This window comes from Phyllobacterium sp. K27 (genome assembly GCF_054796155.1).
This window is the reverse complement of sequence record NZ_JBTWND010000004.1, coordinates 494,849-516,362: the sequence shown is the minus strand read 5'-3', so window position 1 is coordinate 516,362 and position 21,514 is coordinate 494,849. Positions and strand designations below refer to the sequence as shown.

Annotated in this window: 19 protein-coding genes; 9 read left to right on the top strand and 10 right to left on the bottom strand. The window is 57.5% G+C overall.

The window, feature by feature from the left end; all coding sequences use genetic code 11:
• Window positions 1-3: 3 nt before the first annotated feature.
• Together ACYJL1_RS23945 and ACYJL1_RS23940 are read right to left on the bottom strand one after the other, a co-directional pair.
• Complete coding sequence (locus ACYJL1_RS23945; RefSeq protein WP_460899598.1) at window positions 4-1,569, bottom strand: ABC transporter substrate-binding protein; 1,566 nt, start codon at window positions 1,567-1,569, stop codon at window positions 4-6.
• Between the two features lie 109 nt (window positions 1,570-1,678).
• The gene (locus tag ACYJL1_RS23940) at window positions 1,679-2,335 is read right to left on the bottom strand and encodes a GntR family transcriptional regulator (RefSeq protein ID WP_460899597.1); all 657 of its coding nucleotides are present in this window, start codon (window positions 2,333-2,335) and stop codon (window positions 1,679-1,681) included.
• A gap of 156 nt (window positions 2,336-2,491) precedes the next feature.
• Here ACYJL1_RS23940 and ACYJL1_RS23935 point away from each other — a divergent pair, with 156 nt between their 5' ends.
• From ACYJL1_RS23935 to ACYJL1_RS23915, 5 genes are read left to right on the top strand one after another with little or no spacing between them, the layout of a single operon-like run.
• Window positions 2,492-3,520 (top strand): histone deacetylase family protein, encoded by a 1,029-nt coding sequence (locus ACYJL1_RS23935; RefSeq protein WP_460899596.1) that lies wholly within the window; start codon window positions 2,492-2,494, stop codon window positions 3,518-3,520.
• On the top strand, window positions 3,517-5,079 hold the full coding sequence (locus ACYJL1_RS23930) for an acetolactate synthase large subunit (protein WP_460899595.1): 1,563 nt from the start codon (window positions 3,517-3,519) through the stop codon (window positions 5,077-5,079). The genes ACYJL1_RS23935 and ACYJL1_RS23930 overlap by 4 nt, the downstream gene beginning before the upstream one ends.
• 24 nt (window positions 5,080-5,103) lie before the next feature.
• The gene (locus ACYJL1_RS23925; RefSeq protein WP_460899594.1) at window positions 5,104-6,393 is read left to right on the top strand and encodes an ArgE/DapE family deacylase; all 1,290 of its coding nucleotides are present in this window, start codon (window positions 5,104-5,106) and stop codon (window positions 6,391-6,393) included.
• Window positions 6,393-7,514 carry a phosphotransferase gene (locus tag ACYJL1_RS23920; protein ID WP_460899593.1) on the top strand — a complete coding sequence of 374 codons (1,122 nt, stop codon included), beginning with the start codon at window positions 6,393-6,395 and terminating at the stop codon, window positions 7,512-7,514. Before ACYJL1_RS23925 ends, ACYJL1_RS23920 begins: the two co-directional genes overlap by 1 nt.
• Before the next feature lie 5 nt (window positions 7,515-7,519).
• Complete coding sequence (locus tag ACYJL1_RS23915) at window positions 7,520-8,839, top strand: aspartate aminotransferase family protein (RefSeq protein ID WP_460899592.1); 1,320 nt, start codon at window positions 7,520-7,522, stop codon at window positions 8,837-8,839.
• Window positions 8,840-9,163: 324 nt separating this feature from the next.
• On the opposite strand, the gene ACYJL1_RS23910 is transcribed toward ACYJL1_RS23915, so the two are convergent.
• Window positions 9,164-9,601, bottom strand: a complete 438-nt coding sequence (locus tag ACYJL1_RS23910) for a hypothetical protein (protein ID WP_460899591.1) — start codon at window positions 9,599-9,601, stop codon at window positions 9,164-9,166.
• Between the two features lie 1,054 nt (window positions 9,602-10,655).
• Here ACYJL1_RS23910 and ACYJL1_RS23905 point away from each other — a divergent pair.
• The 4 genes from ACYJL1_RS23905 to ACYJL1_RS23890 all read left to right on the top strand — a co-directional run bounded on the left by ACYJL1_RS23905 (window position 10,656) and on the right by ACYJL1_RS23890 (window position 13,680).
• Window positions 10,656-11,501: a transporter substrate-binding domain-containing protein gene (locus ACYJL1_RS23905; protein WP_460899590.1), complete on the top strand. Its 846-nt coding sequence runs from the start codon at window positions 10,656-10,658 to the stop codon at window positions 11,499-11,501.
• Between the two features lie 68 nt (window positions 11,502-11,569).
• Window positions 11,570-12,232, top strand: a complete 663-nt coding sequence (locus ACYJL1_RS23900) for an amino acid ABC transporter permease (protein WP_460899986.1) — start codon at window positions 11,570-11,572, stop codon at window positions 12,230-12,232.
• Between the two features lie 4 nt (window positions 12,233-12,236).
• Entirely contained in the window at window positions 12,237-12,899 is a 663-nt protein-coding gene (locus ACYJL1_RS23895; protein WP_460899589.1) for an amino acid ABC transporter permease, read from the top strand.
• Window positions 12,900-12,909: 10 nt separating this feature from the next.
• Window positions 12,910-13,680: an amino acid ABC transporter ATP-binding protein gene (locus ACYJL1_RS23890; protein WP_460899588.1), complete on the top strand. Its 771-nt coding sequence runs from the start codon at window positions 12,910-12,912 to the stop codon at window positions 13,678-13,680.
• Window positions 13,681-13,858: 178 nt separating this feature from the next.
• Here the strand turns inward: ACYJL1_RS23890 and ACYJL1_RS23885 are convergent, their stop codons facing one another.
• From ACYJL1_RS23885 to ACYJL1_RS23855, 7 genes are all read right to left on the bottom strand, one after another.
• Complete coding sequence (locus ACYJL1_RS23885; RefSeq protein ID WP_460899587.1) at window positions 13,859-14,797, bottom strand: hypothetical protein; 939 nt, start codon at window positions 14,795-14,797, stop codon at window positions 13,859-13,861.
• Window positions 14,794-15,528, bottom strand: coding sequence for a TSUP family transporter (locus ACYJL1_RS23880; protein WP_460899586.1), 735 nt, complete (start codon window positions 15,526-15,528; stop codon window positions 14,794-14,796). The genes ACYJL1_RS23885 and ACYJL1_RS23880 overlap by 4 nt, the downstream gene beginning before the upstream one ends.
• A gap of 8 nt (window positions 15,529-15,536) precedes the next feature.
• The gene (locus ACYJL1_RS23875; RefSeq protein ID WP_460899585.1) at window positions 15,537-16,853 is read right to left on the bottom strand and encodes a TRAP transporter large permease; all 1,317 of its coding nucleotides are present in this window, start codon (window positions 16,851-16,853) and stop codon (window positions 15,537-15,539) included.
• Between the two features lie 11 nt (window positions 16,854-16,864).
• Window positions 16,865-17,404 (bottom strand): TRAP transporter small permease, encoded by a 540-nt coding sequence (locus ACYJL1_RS23870; protein WP_460899584.1) that lies wholly within the window; start codon window positions 17,402-17,404, stop codon window positions 16,865-16,867.
• 64 nt (window positions 17,405-17,468) lie between these two features.
• Entirely contained in the window at window positions 17,469-18,443 is a 975-nt protein-coding gene (locus ACYJL1_RS23865; RefSeq protein WP_460899583.1) for a TRAP transporter substrate-binding protein, read from the bottom strand.
• Window positions 18,444-18,469: 26 nt separating this feature from the next.
• Window positions 18,470-19,723, bottom strand: coding sequence for an NAD(P)/FAD-dependent oxidoreductase (locus ACYJL1_RS23860; RefSeq protein WP_460899582.1), 1,254 nt, complete (start codon window positions 19,721-19,723; stop codon window positions 18,470-18,472).
• Window positions 19,723-21,426 carry a thiamine pyrophosphate-binding protein gene (locus tag ACYJL1_RS23855; protein WP_460899581.1) on the bottom strand — a complete coding sequence of 568 codons (1,704 nt, stop codon included), beginning with the start codon at window positions 21,424-21,426 and terminating at the stop codon, window positions 19,723-19,725. The genes ACYJL1_RS23860 and ACYJL1_RS23855 overlap by 1 nt, the downstream gene beginning before the upstream one ends.
• Between the last annotated feature and the right edge of the window lie 88 nt (window positions 21,427-21,514).

Genomic DNA, 21,514 nt, shown 5'->3' with positions numbered 1-21,514 from the left:
CCCTTATTTCTGGTCGATCCATACATCGCGGAAGCCGTCATTGACGCCCAACGCAGTATTGACCGGGTTCTTAATGTTGCAACGGGAGATGGTCGGAAAGCCCAATTCGAGCAGCCAAAGGTTTGGCACGTCAGAGACGATTTGATCCTGGATTTTCTTGTAAGCCGCCATCCGGTCTTCCGGATCAGCCATCAGCGCTGCCTCGTCAAACATCTTGTCCGTCTCGGTGTTCTTGTAATTTGAGACGTTGTTCCAAGGAGAGCCCGGCGTTGCATTGGTGCTCATATAGGTCCGGGACACACCCAAAGCCGGATCGCCGTACTGGTAGAGGTAGGTAAACGCGAGGTCGAAATCGCGGTCGCTAACCTTCTGGTTCCAGCCGGCAACATCCGTGGGGATGATCTCGACGTTCATGCCGATCTCGGTCAAGTTCTGCTTGACCGCTTCAGCCCAGCGTTGCCACGTTTCGCCGTAAGGCAGACCCAGCAGGCGGATCGTTTCGCCATTATAGCTCGATTCCTCGAGCAGCGCCTTGGCCTTTTTCGGGTCGTAGGAGATGTCAGGCGTGTCGGCTGCATGAAAGCGGGTTGATGATGATAGCGGGCCTTTTGCAACCTTGCCTAGGCCGTTCCAGAGCGCGTCCTTCGCGAATTCGCGGTCAAGCGCGTGCATCATGGCCTGACGCACCTTCAAATCATCCATCGGCTTGTTATTCTGGTTTATCCAGATCCATGACAGCGGCCCGAAATATTCCCATCCCTTGTCGGTGATGCAAGTATTTTCCATCTCGCGGATGCGTGGCACGTCGAAATTCTCAACCGAGCCACCCGGTAGCACGTCGACCTTGCCCGTCTCAAAGGCAACCGCCCGCGAGGCCGCGTCCGGGATCACATGGTAGTAGATGTCGTCAACATATGGCTTGCCCTCCATGTAGTATTCTTCGTTCTTGACCAGATGGATATAGCTACCTTTGTTCCACTCATCAAACTTGAAGGGGCCGGTGCCGATTGGCTTGTTGTTCGACGGGTTGTTGGCAAAATCTGTGCCTGCATAGATGTGTTTGGGGATCATCGGCGCCGTGCCCGGCTCGAAGATGCCTATGAAAGGTCCAAAGGGCTGTTTCAGATTGAATACTACTGTAAGCGGGTCTGGCGTATCGATGCTTTCGACATGCTCCATGTATGTGCGCGTGCGCGAATGGGTCTCGCGCAGGAATACGTCCATGGAGAACTTGACGTCCTCGGATGTAAACGGCTTGCCATCATGGAATGTCACCCCGTCGCGCAGCTTAAACGTATAGGTCTTGCCATCCTCGGATATTTCCCACGATTCTGCCAGTTGTGGCTCGGGCTTGAGATCAAAACCGTAGCGCAACAGACTTTCGTAAATATCGCCGGCGACCATCTGTGTCGGTCCGTTCTGGATCAGGCCGATCATCAGTCCCGGTGGTTCAGGCTGGATAACGACATTGAGCGTGCCACCCATTTGCGGCTCATCGCCTTGCGCAGCAAGCGGTCCTACCAACGCAAGGGCTGCTGCAGCGACAGCAATTCTCAGATGTTTTAACATTTAACTTTCCCCATTTTTGATGTCTGTTCAGACTGTTCTTCACAACACCTTAACCAAACGAACTTCGGAATTCACCCCCGGCACACGAACCGGGATACCTACGCATTCTTCAGTCTGCATTGAGCGATGTAATATATGTGGTTATTCCCTCCCTGGCCCCTTGGATATCGGCTTGCATTGCGGCGCGAGCCGATTCGGTATCGCGACGCCCGCAGGCTGAAACGATGGCGTGATGATGCTGCACCATGTCTTCATGCGAGCTGGCATAATAGCCTGCGATCAGCGGTCCCATCCGCAGCCAGAGACGATGCAGGACGTCCAGCAGAACGGGCATATCTGCGATCTCAGCGAGCGCGAAGTGAAACTGCTGGTTCAACTCGGTCGCCAGCGGCCAACGTCCGGCGGCTATCGCCTCCTCATTACGCGTAATGATACGCTGGAGCCGTGCCACATCCCTGCCCTCCGCCACCTCCGCGGCCTTTGCCGCAGCCAGTCCCTCAAGTTCGGCGCGGATACTGGCGATTTCCAGATATTGCCGTACGGTTAGCACCGGCACGCGTACGTCACGCACCGATCGCTGCTCGAGCGCGTTGTCTTGGAGCAGCCGCTGAATCGCGTCGCGCACGGGGGTAGAACTGGTCCCAAGCGTTTCAGCCAGGCCACGGATCGTGACTTTCTGGTTTGAATGCAGCTTTCCGCGCACCAGGTCCTGGCAGACCCGCTCGTATATGACGTGACCAAGCGAGTCTTTGCTGATTTCCTTCATCGCCCCTCCATATCGTCAAACGTATTCTGAAGGTGTGTTATGATGCATGATGCATCATAATTATTGAACCAGCAAACCAAAACTGCAATGATGCCACCGGCCACGTGTTGGTGCCTGCCTGATGCGATCAACCTTACACTTGCGAAAGGTCCGGACATGAAAGCCTTCTTCGATGCCCGCCAGCTGGGTCATGCGCCCACGATCTACTTTCGCCGCGGAGCTGCGATGCCGCACCAGGAGCAACCCCGGCGCGCGGAGATCCTTCGTGATATGCTCGAACGCGAGGGATTCGATATCATAGCTCCCCGCGACCACGGACTGGCACCGATCAAGGCTGTACATAATCCCGACTACGTAGACTTTCTACCGAATGCCTATGCCCGTTTTGTTGAAAGCGCCGGGACTGAGGCGCTGGCCATCCCTACGATGCATCCCGGCGTGCGACGCGGCAAGGAACCCCGCGATATCCACGGGCAGCTTGGCTGGTGGATGACCGACACTTCCACACCGCTAACGCCCGGCAGTTGGGAGGCGGCCTACTGGTCAGCCCAGACCGCCATTGAGACCGCCGAAGAGGTTATGTCCGGCACCCGCGCTGCATATGCCCTCTGCCGCCCGCCGGGGCATCACGCAATGCGCGACTGCGCGAACGGTTTCTGTTTTTTCAACAACGCCTGCATTGTCGCACACCACATTACGTCAAAGTTCAAGAAAGTTGCACTAATCGATATCGATGTACACACCGGCAACGGATCACTTGATATCCTGTATGAACGCGGTGACATCTTCTTCTGCTCCCTTCATCCCGATCCGGCGACATATCCCACCTTCTATCTAGGCCACGCGGAGGAGACTGGCGATGGCGCCGGCGCGGGGAAATCGCTCAATATCCTGTTAAAGCAGGGTGCTGGTGAGGATGACGTGCTGGCAGCGCTCGACAACGCCATTGCCGCAATTCGAGATTTCGGTGCCGAGGCATTGGTGGTGTCGCTGGGTTTCGACATGGCTGCGGACGATCCCTTGGCGGCCGTGTCGGTATATCCTGGCGGCTTTGCGGAAATGGCCCGCCGCCTTGCGGCAATAAACCTCCCTACGGCGCTGGTGCAGGAGGGCGGCTACCTCGGCCCGTCACTGGCCGACAACGCGCGTGCTTTTCTTACGAACTTTCGCGAGGCGACCAGATGACCGACCACCCAAAGGAGATGAACGGTGCCGAGAGTGTCGTGCGCAGCCTGCATACTGCTGGCGTCGACGTGTGCTTTGCCAATCCCGGCACCTCTGAGATGCAGTTCGTTGATGCGCTGGACCGCACCAAGCTGATGCATTGCGTTCTTGGCCTGTTCGAGGGCGTCGTGACCGGTGCTGCAGACGGCTATGCGCGCATGGCTGGCAAACCTGCGGTGACACTTCTACATCTCGCGCCTGGCTTCGCCAACGCGGCGGCGAACCTACACAACGCGCGCAAAGCAAGGGTGCCTATGGTCAATCTCGTCGGAGATCACGCCCTACGCCACCAAAAATACGATGCACCATTATCGGCAGATGTCAAAGGCGCTTGCGCGCCCTTCTCAGACTGGGTGCACTCGGGCCGCGACGCGGGCAGTTTTGCCGCCGATGCGATGGAAGCGTTGCGCATTGCGAAGGGTTCACCCAGGCGCGTTGCAACGCTGATCGCGCCTGCGGACATCGGCTGGGACGAGGGAGGCAGGATCGCCGCCGAGATACCGCCGGACAACCCTGCCCCACTCGACGAAGATGCGCTGAACGCTGCTGTGTGCGCGTTGGAAAGCGGCAGAAAAACCGTTATCATCGCTGGCAATTCGGTGCTTGAGGACGTCGCGGCGATGGCCGTTCTGCAGGGCATCGCAGACAAAACCGGCGCGCAGATTCTCGCCCCTACCTCGAACCGTCGGATCGAGCGCGGTCAGGGACGCGTGCCGATCACGAACATCCCCTACCCCATCAACGCCGCACTGGAATCCCTCGCACCGTACAGCCACGCAATTCTGATCGAATCCGTGCCACCGGTCGCCTTCTTCGCCTATCCCGGCAAGCCGAGCCTTCTGCTGCCCGGGAGCTGTGATACAGTCACGCTTGCTGGGCTTGATGGCAATGGCCCGGTAGCACTGGCAGCACTTGCCGACCGTATTGGCGCCAAACCGGGCAAGGTACGCGACGCCGCCATGCCTGAACGACCACTTGCCGGTACGATCACCTTGAAAAACATTGCAGCGGCTCTCGCCAATGCCCTGCCTGACGATGCCATTGTCATAGATGAAGCTGTCTCCTCGAGCGGCGGAATCTTCCCCGCTGGCAACGCGGCCAAGCCAAATTCATGGCTGGCACTGACAGGTGGGTCCATCGGCATCGGCATTCCGCTTTCGACTGGGGCCGCCATTGCCTGCCCCACCCGGCCAGTAATCACACTGCAGGCGGATGGCTCGGCTATGTATACCCTTCAGGGTCTCTGGACGCAGGCGCGCGAGGGGTCGAACGTGACCACGATCATCTTGGCCAACCAGTCTTATGAAATCCTGAAAGGCGAGTTGCATAACGTCGGTGCGCAGCCAGGGGAGGACGCGCTGAGCATGTTGAACCTCGACCGTCCCGAACTGGATTTTGTCGCGCTGGCACGTGGGATGGGTGTGCCGGGTCGCCGCGTCGATGACGTGCGGGACCTGATGCGCGCCATTGAAGATGCTGCGACGGAGCCCGGGCCGTTCCTGATCGAAGCGATGATTTGATCTGTCCATCGAAAGGGAAATTCCATGTCTCTCAACCCTGATCTGTGCGACCGCATCATGCAATCCGTCTCGGACGGGTTTAACGACCAGATCACATTCACACAAAAGCTGGTGCAGATGCCGTCGCTACGCGGGCGCGAACATCCCATCCAGGACCTACTATTCCGCGAACTCCGGTCCCGAGGCTTCACGATGGACCGTTTCGGGATGGACCGCGCGGCTATCGAGGCGCATCCTGGTGGTTCAAAGTTCTCCGACGATCACTCCGACGCGCCCATCGTTGTCGGGATCCACAGGCCCCGCGATGAAAAGGGCCGCTCGCTGATCTTGCAATCGCATCTCGATGTGGTGCCAGAAGGGTTGCACGACATGTGGCGCGATCCTCCCTTTTCAGCCAAAATTGACGGCGACTGGATGTATGGCCGCGGTGCCGGCGACATGAAGGCGGGGGCAGCGGCGAATATCTTTGCCCTGGATGCGCTGCGACGTATTGGCTTGCAACCTGCTGCCACCGTATATTTGCAATCTGTGGTAGAGGAGGAATCTACTGGCAACGGTGCCTTGCAGACCTTTCTGGAAGGTTACACCGCCGACGCCGTACTGATCCCCGAGCCCGAAGACGAAATGCTGGTGCGTGCGAATACCGGCGTGTTGTGGTTTCAAGTGCAACTTCGCGGCGTACCGGTCCATGTGCGTGAAATGGGAGAGGGTGCCAATGCCATAGATGCTGCCTACCGGGTGGTCAACACACTCCGAAGAATTGAGGCGGATTGGAACGCAGCAAAGGGCGCGCATCCTCATTTCGAGGATGAAATGCATCCCATCAATCTCAACATCGGCAAGATCGAAGGCGGCGACTGGGCCTCTTCGGTGCCAAGCTGGTGTAATATCGACTGTCGTGTTTCAATCTATCCCGGTCAAACCGCGAAAGACGCCGAGCGCGAGATCACAGATCGCGTCGCGGCCTTTGCGCAGCAGGACGCCTTTTTATCCAACAACCCACCGCGCATCGCCTTTAATGGCTTTTACGCCGAAGGCTATGTGCTGGAGCCGGGAACAGAGGCCGAAGAGGTCCTGGGACGCGCGCACAAAATGGCGATCGGTCAGCCACTGAAATCCTTTATGACCGCGGGCTATCTCGATACGCGGGTCTATGCGCTTTATAATAACATCCCTGCTCTGTGCTACGGGCCGATATCGCGCAATATCCACGGCATCGATGAGTGTGTCAGCTTGGCATCGGTGCAAAGGATCACGCAAGCAATGGCGCTTTTCATCGCTGAATGGTGCGGCGTCGAGACGGTGCAAGATTGATGCGCGGCCACAATCCCGTACAGCCCGGCGGGCTGCCCCCGGCTATCGCCTGCACTGATAGCGATGCAGCAAATGAAAAGGCCGATCTTCTTAACCACGAAGCACCCGCGATCACACCCGAACGGGCGTCTGAGCTGGCGCAGGAGTTTTATGGCATCACGGGTACGGTCAGCACACTCAGCGCGGAAAAGGACGCGAACTTCCGGATATCCCTGCCCTCGGGCGAAGAAGTACTACTGAAGATTACCAACGCTGCCGAGGACCGAAACGTCACACACATGCAGACCGCCGCGCTGATACACCTGATGAAGGTCGATCCGGCACTGCCGGTACCGCATGTCTGCCAGACTCTGTCCGGACAAACCTCCCAGACTATCACCGGACCTACGGGCCAGACCCACGTCGTTCGTCTTTTGACCTATCTCAACGGAACGATGCTCAGCTCGGCTGTACAAAGTTCCGGACTGAACCACAGTATCGGCGCCCTTCTGGCGCGGCTGACGCACGGGCTGCGCGGGTTTTTCCATCCGGCGTCCGGTCACCTGCTGCAATGGGACATCAAGCAGGCGCATCATCTGCGTCCGATGCTGGAAGCTGTCACAGATACCGAGTTGCGCTGCCGGCTGACCCATTTGCTGGACCGATTCGACACCGAGATCGCGCCGCTCCTTCCGCATTTGCGCGCGCAGATAGTCCACAATGATTTCAATCCGCACAATTTGCTAGTCGATGGCCCCCGCGCGAGCCGCATCACAGGCATCATCGACTTCGGGGACATGGTGCATACGCCCATTGCCTGCGATCTGGCCGTCGCCTGTTCCTACCAGATTGCTCAAGGACCACGGCCCATGGACTACATCGCCGAGATAATCGGCGGCTTCCATTCGGTCCTCGCGCTTGAGGACAAAGAGCTTGAGCTTCTGCCCGATCTGATGCGCCTGCGCCATGCAACGACCCTGATCATAGGCGCATGGCGTGCACGCCGCTATCCTGGAAATGCAGCCTATATTCTGCGCAACAGGGCCGCGGCGCTGCGCGGGCTGAATACGCTTGACCAACTTGGCACCGCTGCTGCTGTTGAGGCGCTTCATGCCGCGGCGCGCGCAACCCTCAAGGAGTAATCCCTATGACCATGGTCAACGCCTACGACCCGACTCAAAGCGCACAGATTGACGCGGAAGATGCGGCATTGATCACCCGGCGCAGCAACGCGCTGGGTCCTGCCTACCGTCTTTTCTACCAGAAGCCTTTGCATCTGGTACGCGGCGAAGGTGTGTGGCTGTGGGACAAGGGCGGAAAGGCCTATCTCGATTGCTACAACAACGTCGCCTCTATTGGGCATTGCCATCCGAAAGTGGTTGAGGCGATCAGCAGCCAGTTGAGCACTCTCAACACTCATACCCGCTATTTGCACGACGGAGTGGTCAGCTATGCGGAGCGGCTTCTGGCAACCATGCCGGACGCGCTGGGGCATGTTATGTTCACCTGCACCGGGTCTGAGGCCAACGATCTGGCCCTGCGCATCGCGCGCTCCTACACCCGGCGAAAGGGTGTCATCATCACAAATCTCGCGTATCACGGATTGACCGAAGCGGTGGCCGAACTGTCGCCTGCGCTGGGCGACTTCGTGGAACGCGGCGCGCGCGTGCGGACAATTCCGGCACCAAACCCGCTGACCGTGCTGCCCAAGGAACAGGGTTCGCGCCTTGCCGCGGATCTTGGGGATGCGATTGCAGCAATGCGCCGCGACGGGATTGAGCCTGCCGCCTTCATTGTGGACACAGTGTTTTCCAGTGACGGGCTTTACCCCGACCCGGCAGGGTTCCTCAAACCCGCCGTCGATCTGATCCGGGCGGAGGGCGGCATTTTTATCGCCGACGAGGTGCAGTCGGGATTTGCGCGCACCGGTGACAATTTCTGGGGCTTTCAGCGCCATGAATTGGTCCCGGATATGGTCACGATGGGCAAACCGATGGGCAATGGTTTTCCAGTCTCAGGGGTCGCCATGCGTCCCGAGTTAGTTGAAGAGTTTGGCGTCAAGGCCCGCTATTTCAATACCTTCGGCGGCAACCCGGTGGCAGCGGCGGCTGGAATGGCAGTGCTGGACGTCATCACTGACGAAGGACTGCAGGACAACGCCCGGCGCATCGGCACCTTCCTGAAAAACGGGCTGGTCGATATCAGCGTCCGGCACGGCGGCATCGCAGATGTGCGCGGTACCGGGCTTTTCCTGGCCATGGAATGTGTAACCGACTGCGACAGCAACGCCCCCGACGCCGCGCGTGCGGGCTTTGTCGTTAATCATCTGCGACAGAACGGCGTGCTAATCAGCGCCACCGGACCGGGTGCAAACATCCTCAAGATCCGCCCGCCTCTGGTTCTGCACCAATCCGATGCCGAGCGATTTCTCGATGCCGCAGACGTGGCCCTCGCGGAGGCACGGTAACTTTAACAGGTCGGATCCCGCAAGCAGCCTGCGGGGACATCGCATATGTCCCAAATGCCGTGTGCTACACCAATGTGCCAGCAACCTTTCCGTCTATATCAGGCAGCGACTGCGTTGGGAGCGCGATGCATATCAGCCAGCTGTCCAGCCACCGTCGACAAGGTGTTAGTCAGTGAGGGCGAACTGCGAGGAAAGGCTGCCCTACGTCGCCGAATCTATATCGTTACCGACGCAGCGGCAGTCCTTTCTCCAAATGGTGCAACCTAGCTGACGCTTGGTGGAACTTTTTTTGCCGACAGTTCTCATGAACTGCAAACACCTTAATCACTGTTGGGATGAATCCGTCGACGAACCACCAGACTCAACGTTGGAGTTCTTACAGCGGTACGTAAATTTCCATTCTCCTTCAGGCTTGCCAGGGTTCCTGTTATCTTCTTCAAAATGATAGCAAGCGCCCCATCTGATCCCGGCACGCGTGCCGGCATCCAGAAGCTGCAATCCCGAGTTTGCGGCAATCACTGTGGCTGGATACAGCCGATCATCTTGATGCTGTATGATGCTTGAACAATTCACTGCTGTATCAGTCGTCACTTCGAAGCAAATTTCGATGACCACATCGCGATGACAATTGTTGACAAAGAGCCATCCTTTTTCGTTCTCCATTTCAGCTATGCAGTTCTTCACATCGTTGGCAAAGACAGTGGTGATTTGGCCGAACGACATGAGAAATGCCATCACGGCCAGCGTCCCGTGTTTTGCCATTAGGCTCATGTGCCTCACGCGCTCCCAAAATTTGATTTTGACAGCAACCTATGATGACTATCTTGTCTTGGCTATACACCAACTGATCTACTGCAAGAAAACATAATAGAATAACTCAGTACAGATGAAACAAGTTGGCCTGTCTTCCAACCTCCGGACATGGGTCTTCATCAAGTCGCCTTGGATGCATGCAATGAAGCTGGAATATTACCAAATTCTCTAATCATGCCATTGCAGTTTTCCCAGTGCCAAATTTCTGTAGCAGCCTGATGGCACAATCCGGCTTTCCTCAGAATCTCAAGAACCGCACTCATGGGTTCGACGCTTCCTAGAAGCCTCTCGATCTCGATTACCTCGGGTGGCTTTTGCCGCTTCTTGCAGGTAATATTGCCTTCAATCGAGCGGCAGACTTATATTCACGTTTTAGATCGACATGACCTGGTCTGGCGCAGTCAATTGGCCCTTCTGGATTGCGAGGAGGCCATCGAAACTCTCGTTTCTTTTGAACTTTAACCCAACCGCAGCATCCATCCTGCATGCGCCTTGCATCTATACAGCGACTGGCAAACGTGGATCGGTGATACCCCATGCTCTTACGAGACGAGCTTGGGACCAATAATGCCCGACAAGATGAGAGCAATGCAAAGCACCATCACTGGGGCCGCGGAAGCACCCAGAAGCGCAATTCCTGGAACTATAGTCCTGCCGCGCCGATCCCGTTCCACAACACGTAACCTGCTCTCACTGGGGATGCCTGGTGGGGAACGGGGCGACTTCATAACCAAGGCGAAGACAATCTCAAGAATACCGGTGATTAAAGGAGCACCATACCATCTGTGGATTCTTTAACTATCTGGCGCGGTTGGCTACCGCTGAGGTTGATAGTCGGCTTGTCGCTCATGGATTGTAAATAGAACAGTCGAGTTCCTATCGATCAAGGACCCTTGACAAGTCGAAGCTGTTGTCATTCTATTAGAAATCCATTATTAGGTACTATATTCCATAATAATGGATTAACAATGAAAACATTCGCTAGACGAATAGGGGAACGAAGATGACCAACCGACTGCGTGTTGCGGCAGCTGTAGCCGCATTCGCGATGCTGCCTTCATTTACGGCGCTCGCACAGGAAACCAAAAGCAAACTGGATGAAGTTCTGGCCCGGGGTCATTTGGTTCTCGGTACCGGCAGCACCAATGCGCCATGGCATTTCAAGAGCGTTGACGACAAACTTCAGGGTTTTGACGTCGACATGGGTCATATCATCGCCAAGGCTCTGTTTAATGATCCGGAAAAGATCGAATTCGTCAATCAGTCTTCAGATGCTCGCATTCCGAATATCACAACCAACAAGGTCGATATTACTTGCCAGTTCATGACAGTGACAGGAGAACGAGCGCAGCAGGTCGCCTTCACTATTCCTTACTACCGTGAGGGTGTTGGTCTGATGCTCAAGGCCGACGGCAACTATGCCGATTATGCCGCGCTAAAAGCCGCCGGCTCATCGGTCACAATTTCCGTACTGCAAAATGTCTATGCTGAAAGCATGGTCCATGCAGCTCTACCGGAAGCGAAAGTCGACCAGTACGAATCCGTTGACCTTATTTATCAGGCGCTTGAGTCCGGGCGGGCAGACGCAGCCGCAACAGACCAGTCGTCGCTCGCCTGGTACATGACCCAGAACCAGGGCCGCTTCAAGGATGCCGGCTATGGCTGGAATCCGCAGACCTATGCCTGCGGCGTCAAGCGTGGGGATCAGGATTGGTTGAACTTTGTTAACACTGCACTGCACGAAGCAATGACAGGTGTTGAGTTTGATTTCTATGCGAAGTCGTTCAAAACATGGTTCGGCAAGGATTTGATGCCTCCGCAAGTCGGCTTTCCAGTCGAATACAAGTAACGCGGTTATGCTACGGCTTCGGAAGTTTCCGGAGCCGTTTTCTTTTCGTTCCGGACAAAAGGAAGATGATGGGTTATACGCTGAATTTTGCCGCAGTGTGGCGAAGCTTCGATCTTCTACTTGAAGGGCTGGCACTTAGCCTTGCCCTGGCCTTTGGCGCAATCCTGATTGGCGCTGCAATTGGCCTGTTCACTGCATTCTGCTTGATTTCGAAGAACGGCTTTGCGCGACGTCCAGCTGGAATTTACGTCACGATCATCCGCAACACGCCGATTCTCGTGCTTGTTCTGTTCACTTATTTCGCGCTGCCACAGCTGGGCTTCCGGCTAGGCAAGATCGAGAGCTTCATCTTCACGCTCGCGCTTTATTCCGGCGCATATCTTGCTGAGGTTTTCCGTGCAGGCCTGCTATCGATCCCTGTTGGTCTACGAGAAGCGGGTCTCGCCATCGGCCTTACAGAATCGCAGATTCGCACCTCGATAATCGCGCCGCTCATGTTCCGCAATATCTTGCCTTCGTTGAGCAGTACAATCATCTCGCTGTTCAAAGATACTTCACTCGCGGCGGCGATCGCCGTGCCGGAGCTGACGTTCGAGGCCCGCAAGATCAATGTCGAGACCTTCCGGGTTATTGAAACCTGGATTGTTGCCAGTTGTCTGTATGTTATAACTTGCTCGATACTTGCCGCGCTCATGCGTGCCGTTGAGCGTCGCCTGTCAGTGCCGAGGTGATTTGATGGATATCATTCATTTTCTCGATACTCTCTGGCTGGCCCGCATACCGATTCTCAAAGGCTTCGGTTTCACCATTTCGATATCCCTGTTGGCAATTTGCTTCGGCACAGTGCTTGGAATATTTGTCGGTCTTGCTCTAACCTATGGCGCCCGGCCGCTGCGCTGGATTGTCCGTGGCTATACGGATTTCGTTCGTGGTACACCGGTTCTGGTTCTCGTGCTGGCAAGCTACTATGTGCTCAGCACGATTGGTCTGGATCTCAGCCCGTTTCAGGCCGGCGTATTGGCCTTGGCTGTGTTCTGTAGTTCCCATGTCGGAGAGATAGTCCGAGGAGCGCTGCAAGCCATACCAAAGGGCCAGACCGAAGCTGCCAAGGCGATCGGCCTGACATTCCCACAAACCTTTGCCTATGTGCTCGGGCCGCAAGCATTGCGCCAAGTCCTGCCTTCTTGGGTTAATACGGCCGCAGAAATGGTCAAGGCATCGACATTGCTTTCCATCATCGGCGTTGCCGAGCTTCTGCTACGTACCCAGGAAATTATCTCGCGATCGTTTCTCAGCCTCGAATTCTATTTCTTCGCCGGCTTTCTCTATTTCATCATCAATTATGCCATCGAGCGTTTCGGCCGTTATGTCGAACGTAAGACCGCTGTTCCATCCTGAGGCAATACCGATGTCAAATCCTCTTTTAGAAATCCGCAACCTGCACAAGAGCTACGGCGATGTTGAGGTCCTGAAAGGCGTTGATTGCACAATGTCACAAGGCGACGTCATCAGCATCATCGGATCGAGTGGCTCCGGCAAGACGACTATGCTGCGCTGTATCAACATGCTGGAAGAATTTCAGGACGGCACGATCAGCATCGACGGCCAGGAGATCGGCTACGAAATGGTTGGTGGCCAGCGCCGCCGCAAGAAGGAAAATGAGATAGCACGCCAACGGGCGCTTACGGGCATGGCGTTCCAACAGTTCAATCTCTTTCCGCACATGACGGCTGCACGCAACATCATGCTGGGCTTGATGAAAGTAAAAAAACAAACCAAGGAGGAAGCACGATCCACTGCCGAGAAATGGCTGGACCGTGTCGGTCTGCACTCACGTGCGGACCATTTCCCCGGTCAGCTTTCTGGTGGCCAGCAGCAACGCGTGGCGATCGCGCGTGCTATCGCCATGAACCCTCGACTGATGCTCTTCGACGAAGTGACATCAGCGCTCGATCCCGAGCTTGTCAATGAGGTTTTGCAAGTCATCAAGTCGCTGGCTCAAGATGGAATGAGTATGCTGCTCGTCACCCACGAGATGCGTTTTGCTTACGAGGTCTCAAACCGAGTCATCTTTATGAACCAGGGGCGTATAGGCGAGGAAGGCAACCCGCGCGAAATGTTTCACAAGCCGAAGAGCGAACGGCTTTCCGAATTTCTCAAGACATCGAGCTTCGGTTAGCGCTGGCGTCGTTCCAGCCAATCCGGTTGCGCTGGATCCGGTGCACGTGACACGTTTCCAGCCAGGGCGGATAAGATAGCCGTCCGTTACAGAAAGCTCGACTGGAACAAGACCGACGCATAATCCACTTGTATGCACGCCCGCCCGCAAGTCCGCTTTGTCAAGTTCAAGGCCCTTTTTACGACAGATCTCGATCGGTTGCGTAAAGCCTGCCGAGTAGGATGGGCGTCAGGTACATCGGCACCTGATAACAGGCGATAAACAGCAACAGCGGCTCCATTGCAGTGGCCGGAAGAGCGGCCAGAAACAGCATCACGTTGCGGTTGCCGGCAATGATCGCATAAGCCGCGGCCGTCGAGGGCTTGCGTATGCGCATGACGCTGAAAGCCAGTACCTGCAACCCGAAATTCACCGCGAAGGCGGCAAGTAGATTGAGGATGAGCCCCCCCGGGCGGGCGGCGAAAGCCGGACCTATTGCCGACATCAGTCCGATCACGGCGATAGCCATAATCAGCGCGGAAAAGCCGTCGATGGCGGTAATCGTGCGCGCTTCGGGCCGCGGTAACAGGAAATACCGGATAGCAAATGCCAGCGTAGCCGACAGGCCAATAAGACAAACCAGCTTGAAGGATGCGAAGATAACGGTGCCAGCTGCGCCCAATGCCGGCCACAACGCGAATGTCGGCAAGACGGTCAGTGGCAGAAGCGCGGTGCCAGTGATCAGCAAGCGCAGAGCAGGTGCAGGATCGTTGCCTGTCAGGAGTGTGAGATTGGGGCTCCCGGAAATTGGCGAGGCCGCTGTCACCAGAACCACGGCGGTTGCGAGCGGCCCGCTAAAGCCGAGAAGAAGGAAGGCCAGTGCCAGGCAGCAAGGCAGAAGCACTTGGTAAAGTGCCACCATACCGAGAGATGCACGGATTTCACCAAGGCGGCCCAAAGCCTGGGCGGGACCGATCCGGAGCGCTGCGACGAACAACATAATCGCCACCATTTCAGGAATCCATGGTCGCAGCAGGACGGCAAGCGCCGGAAAGGCAACGCCCACCACCAAACCGCCCACCAGAACATAACGGCCATGCAGGGCAAAAAAGTGCAGGGTCCGATAAAGCTGGCTCATAGTATGCCTCGCAGGATCAGGGTCAGCGCGGCGGCCGCTGAAACGGCCAGTAGCGCCGGGCGGAAACGCTTGTCGAAATGGGTGCCGAAATGGCGGGCGATGTAGGTTCCCAGCAACATCGGCGGCACCATCATGCCCGCCAACACTGCGTCCTTCGGCCCGGCCCAGCCGCTTGAATAGAGTCCGCCCAGCGACAGGACGCAGCCGATGGCAAAGAAGGCAGCCAGCGTAGGGCGCGCTTGCCGGGCGCAGCGACCCTGGTAGATGAGCGCCAGCGGCGGCGCGCCGACCGAGGTTATGGTGCCCATCAGTCCGGAAATTCCCGACATTGCCAGGAGGCTGGCATGGTTGAAAGCGAGCTTCCAGCCGATCACCGACAGAATTACCGCTGTGGCAATCATCAATCCGAACAGCAGCATGAAGGCCTGACGATCCGGCAGCATAGCGAGCACGAAGGTTGCCGTGAACACCCCGCAGACACGGCCGACAACCCCGAGTCCGACCTCGCTCCAGACAATGGCGTCGCGCTCGCGCCATGCCCCCCAAGTTGCCGTGAGCATGCCGAGAAACAGTACCGGCGCGGGCACCAGCGCAGGGTCGATCAGCGCCAACAGTGGCGCGGCCGTCAGCCCGAAGCCCATGCCAAGTCCGGCCTGAACGATAGCGGCGGCCACGACGATGGCAAATATTGCCACCAGCAGCAGCGGCGAGGAGAAAAGATCGAAGATCAAAGCTTATCCTAGCCTGCCGGTACTTGGCGCATATTCTCCGGCAGCCAGGTGACAAGATCCGGAAAGGCAATCAGGATGAAGACCATCCCTACCATAATGAGGAACATCGGGAAGGCGGCCCGCGCGATGAAGTTCATCTCATGGCCAGTCATGCCCTGCATGACGAACAGATTGAAGCCGATAGGCGGGGTGATCTGCGCCATTTCTACGACGACGACGATGAAGATGCCGAACCAGATGATGTCTATACCGGCCTGACGGATCATCGGCTCGACCACGGCGATGGTGAGAACAACCGACGAAATGCCGTCGAGAAAGCAGCCGATGATGATGTAAAAAACCAAAAGCGCCATCAACAGTTCAAAGCGGCTGAGCTCCATCGAGGCGATCCATTCAGCCAGTGCCCGCGGCAAGCCGGTAAAGCCCATCGACAACGACAAAAATGAGGCGCCCGCGAGGATCAGCGCAATCATCGCCGATGTCCGTGTGGCGCCCATCAGGCTTTCAGTGAGTGATTTTCGATTCAGCGAGCCTTGCGCTACGGCCAGCAGCAACGAGCCGATGACACCGAAGGCAGCAGCCTCCGTGGCGGTGGCAAAGCCGAGATACATCGAACCAATGACCACGAGGATCAGCGTGATAACGGGTAGCAGGAAGCGCGAATTGACCAGTTTTTGGCCAAAACTCATCTCCGGCTCGGGATCCGGATGATAGTCTTTCGACAGTTTCGACATGATCGCAACATAGCCCATGAACAGCAACGCGAGAACCAGACCAGGCACGATGCCGGCGATGAAAAGCTTGGTGATCGATTCGTTGATGGTGACGCCATAGACAATCAGGGTCAGTGACGGCGGGATCATCAGGCCAAGGGTGGCGGCTCCCGCCAGGGTGCCGATCACCATTTTCTCCGGATAGTTACGACGCCGCAGTTCCGGGATCGACATCTTACCGACAGTGGTCAAGGTCGCAGCCGAGGAACCGGAGACTGCGGCAAAGACGGTGCAGCCGACAACATTGGTATGCAGCAGGCCGCCGGGTAGCTTGGCCATCCACGGCGAGAGGCCCTTGAACATGTCCTCCGAAAGGCGGGTACGAAAGAGTATCTCGCCCATCCAGATGAACAGCGGGAGTGCGGTCAGCGACCATGAGGACGAGGAGCGCCAAAGGATCGTCATCATCGCATCGCCGACAGGACGATTGGTGAAGATTTCCATACCGAACCAGGCAACGCCCAGCAGCGCCAGGCCCACCCAAACACCAGTGCCAAGCAGCAGGAAGAGGATGAAGAGGAAAATGGCGACAGGGGCGAGTTCTGCAATCATGATGGTGCCCCTTATTCGCCGTGGCTTTTTTCGGCCAGATCGGATGCGATATTGTCCCTGCCGGTAATAACCAGGGCAAGAAGATTGTCGGCAAAGCAGATGGCCAGAAGGATGGCACCGACCGCCATCGGCGTTTGCACGATCCACAGCATGGTTTCATCCTGCCCCTGGCTGACGTCGCCAAGTTTACGCGACCAGTAGACGAGCTTGACAGCATACCAGGCAAGATAGGTCGAGGCGGCGGTGCCAATCACCAGACACCAGAGTTCGGCCCAGAACTTGTTCCCGCCCAATGCGGTCAGCAGCAGGTTGACGCGGATATGGGCGCCGTGATTGAGGGTATGGGCAAAGGCGAGGAACGAGGCCGAGGCCATCAGATAGCCGGCATATTCGGCACCACCTGGAAAGGTCAGGCTCGACCAGCGAGCTACCATCTGCACGACGATGACCAGCAGAATGGCGATGAGGCACAGGGCGGAAATAACGCCAGCAGCGTCATACAGGCGGTCGAGAACCAGGCGTAGCGGGTGTTTGCGGATGGATGCGTTCATGATGGCCCCTTGAGCAGAAAAAGGAAAGCCCGGCGATCTCGCCGGACCTTGTCTTGCCCGAGGGTTATTTGGCCTTGTAGGCGTCGACGATCGCCTTGCCATCGGCCCCGGCCTTGGCCAGCCACTCGTCCGTCATCGTCGTGCCATAGCCCTCAAAGTCGCTCTTCAGCTGCGCACCGGGATCGCCGACGACCATGCCGTTTTCGGCGAGTGTCTTGAGGTATTTGGCTGTGAGTTCCCTGGAGGTGGCTTCACCGGTCTCCGCCGCCTTGGCGCCGCAATCCATCAGCGCCTTCCTGGAGGCATCATCGAGGCTATCATAGGCGCTCTTGTTGACGAAGACGACATTGCGCGGCAACCATGCTTGAACATCGTAGAAATATTTCAGGCTTTCCCAAACCTTGGAATCCACGCCTGTCGAGCCAGAGGAGACGAAGCTGTCGGCAATTCCGGTAGCCAGAGCCTGGCTGAGTTCGGCCGCTTCGATCTGCACCGGCACCATGCCGGCAAGCTCGGCGATACGGGCGGTCGCCGCATTATAGGCGCGGAATTTCACACCCTTGAGGTCGGCAGCCGAATTGACTTCTTTCTTCGTATAGAGACCCTGCGGCGGCCACGGAACGGAATAGACATAGACCAGGTCCTGGGCTTCAAGCGCGGCGCCTACTTTGTCGAGCGCCGCGGACCAGAGCTTGTCGGAGGCGTCGAAAGAGCTGGCCAGGAAAGGGATCGAATCGACTGCAAACAGCGGATTCTCATTGGCATGCGCCGAAAGCAGGCGCTCGCCGATGGGCGCTTGCCCGGTTTGTACCGCACGCTTGATGTCATTGCCGGAAAACAGCGAGCCGTTGGCATGGAGGACTATCTCGAGACCACCCTTGGTGCTATCAGCCACGCATTTGGTGAAGGCCACTGCATTCTCCGTATGGAAGTTGCTGGACGGATAGGCAACCGGCATGTCCCACTTTTCCGCGAAGGCCGAGGTCGCGAATGCCAGGCCGAGGGCGGTTCCAGCGAGAAGCGAAGTTATTTCTTTCATTCCAAGTTCCCCTTTTTGTTTGTGCCTTATTGAAATCGGATCGGCGCGTAAGGTGCAAGATCGAAATTGATTTTCTGGCCGCAGATCATCTGCGCGAGCAGCTTTCCGGTCTTGGGTCCGCCGGTCAAGCCGATATGATGATGACCGAAGCCAAGCCATGCGCCGGATATCTTCGGGACTGCACCGATAACCGGAATGGAATCGGCCGGTGCCGGTCTGTGTCCCATCCATTCGCGCGTGTCCTTCCAGGTCAGCGTTGGCATCGCCGCCTTGATATTACGCATTAGAAGGTCTAACGGCGCACGTGAGGCAGTCGCTTTCAGCCCACCGAATTCAACTACGCCAGCGAGACGTATGCGGTTCTCCATCGGAGTCACGACGAGTTTTCCAGATGCAACCATCACGGGCGAACGTGGCATGATGTTGGGTTCCAGTAACTCGATATGATAGCCGCCCTCGCTTTCGAGCGGAACGTCAAGGCCCAGATTTCGAGCAAGCGGCTTCGACCAGACGCCGGTGGCGATCACCACGTCGTCGCAGGCCAGTGTATCGCCGCCGATGCGAACACCCCTGACTTTGCCTTCCGCGTGAACGATATCGCTGACATCGCCCCGGTGGAAGACAGAACCGCCAGCCTGGGCATGGGCGGCGAGTGTCTTCACATAGGCGCCTGGATCCGAGATCAGTCCATGGTCGCTGAGCCGCGCGCCGAAACCAAGCGCCGACGCAAAGGCGGGATCATAGGCCTGGAAGGCGCCTCCTTCCAGTTCGTCCCAGGCAAAACCATGGGCCTTGCGGATCGCCCAACCGAAGGCATCCCTTTCAAAATGAGCGCGATCATTGTAGGCGAATACATAATCCGAGGGGAGCAGGTACTGCTCCGCCCCCGTTCCGGCCGACAGTGCCTGATGGTCGGAAAGACTGTCTCCAACGATGCCGTGGATGGCCTTGGCGATGCGTTCGACGTCCCTCGGATTGCAGTGGCTGAGATAGCGGATCAGCCACGGTGCCAGCGTCGGCAGATAGGGCCAGCGCAAGAAGAGTGGCTGGTTTCGATCGAACAGCATGCGCGGTGCCTTGCGCATCAGCCCCGGCACGGTCACCGGCACGATGGAGCAGGACGCCAGCACACCGCCATTGCCGTAGCTGGTGCCCTCGGCCACTCCCAGCCGATCAATGATGGTCACCCGATGGCCGGCGCGCTGCAGCCAGACGGCGGTCGAAACGCCGACGATGCCTGCCCCGACAATGACGACATGTTTGGGTTCGGCTATTGTCATCAGGCGACCCATTCGCTGACAGGCGCGGCCGCTTCGTGCAACGGCTGGGAAATGATGTCGACGAGCGTTGGGCCATCATGCGCCAGGGCTTCTCTCAATACGGGGATCAGCATCTCGGGGTTCTCCACCCGAAACGACTTGACGCCGAAGGCGCTGGCGACTGCGGCATGGTCGGTGCGGTTGAAATCGACATTGTAAAACCGCTTGCCAAAGCCGGTGTTCTGGCCGGCCTTGATCCAGCCATAGGTCGCATTGGAAAAAACGATCGCGGTAATCGGCATCTTTTCGCGAACGATTGTTTCAAATTCGCCGCAGCAGAAGCCGAAAGAGCCGTCACCCATGACAGCGACGGTCTTGACGTCGGGACGACCGACATGAGCGCCCATCGAGGCGGCGAGTGCATAACCGAGCGCGCCGTGGGCGCGGTTGGTTATGAAGTGGCGCCCGGATTTGCGCCATCGGTAATGGGCGGAGAAATATGGGCAAGGCGTGCCGGGATCGGCAACAATGATTGCATCGTCATCGAGCAGCGAACTGAGCGCCGCGACCACCCTCTCCGGTTTGATTGGGCGCTCGAGGGATGAGGCAAGCGGTGTGAAGGCAGCAAGTTTCAGGTCCCAGGCCCGTTTTGCGCGTACAGCTCCGTTCTGGGAGACGGCGGGGTTACGGCTCTCGAGTTCCTCGCATAGGGCCGCCAGCGCCAGCCTGGCGTCGGCGCAGATGGCCACTTCCGTCTGGTAGTTGGCGCCGATGACCAGCGGATCGCTGTCGATATGGACGATCCGGGTTTGCTTCTTCGGCGAGCGCCAGCGTTCCGTAGTGACCGAGCCTGCCCGGCAGCCAATGAAAAGTACAAGATCAGCCTCATCGACGACGGCGCGGGTGGAGGGCACTCCGCCATTGGATCCGACAACACCTACCGCCAGGGGATCGGTCTCGGCAATGGAACCTTGGCCGGAGACGGTGGTGGCGACCGGCAGATCAAGGAGGCGTGCCAGTCGCAACAGTTCGGCTTCTGCACCTGCAATTACCGGCCCGCCGCCACAGATAGCGACCGCCGCTTTCGCCGAAAGCAGCGCGTCGGCGGCATCGCGGATGGCCTGCGGATCGGGTGCGGCACGCTCCGTCGGATAGACCTGATGATGGGGGTCGGCCCAGATTTCGTCCGGATCGGTCGTGCCCTTTTGTGTATCAAACGGAAGGGCGATATGGGCCGATCCGGGCCTGCCGGTGGTCATCGCCCGAAAGGCAGTGCGTACCATGGCTGGCAATCTCGAGGGATCATCGATCGAGGCGTTCCATTTCGTCAGCGGTCGCATCAGCGCCACCTGATCCAGCTCGGTCAACGGATAACGGCCACGCGAATTGGTGGAGACATCACTGGTAATGGCCAGGATCGGAATCGAGCTTTCATTGGCCTCGACCAAGCTGGGCAGGATATAGGTTGCACCACCCCCGGAGGGACCTTCACAAACGCCAGGTTTTCCGGTGACGCGCGCATAACCGTCGGCCATATAGCCGGCATGGCGCTCGTCGCGCGTGAGAATGTGGGTAATGCCGTGATCGATAGTCGCCAGCGCATCGTAAAATGGCAAGGTTGTGTCTCCACACAGGCCGAATATGTGAGAGACTCCGTAGGCTTCGAGCATGTGCACCATCGCTTGGGCTGCTGTCAGCGTATTGGAGCGGCTTTGGTCTGTCATTAAGGAAGAGGTCCTTGCGAAATTGTCACTGGAATGCGTGCATGCTGCTCTGTATACAGGTCTGCATGTTGAGTAGTGTCATCGCCTG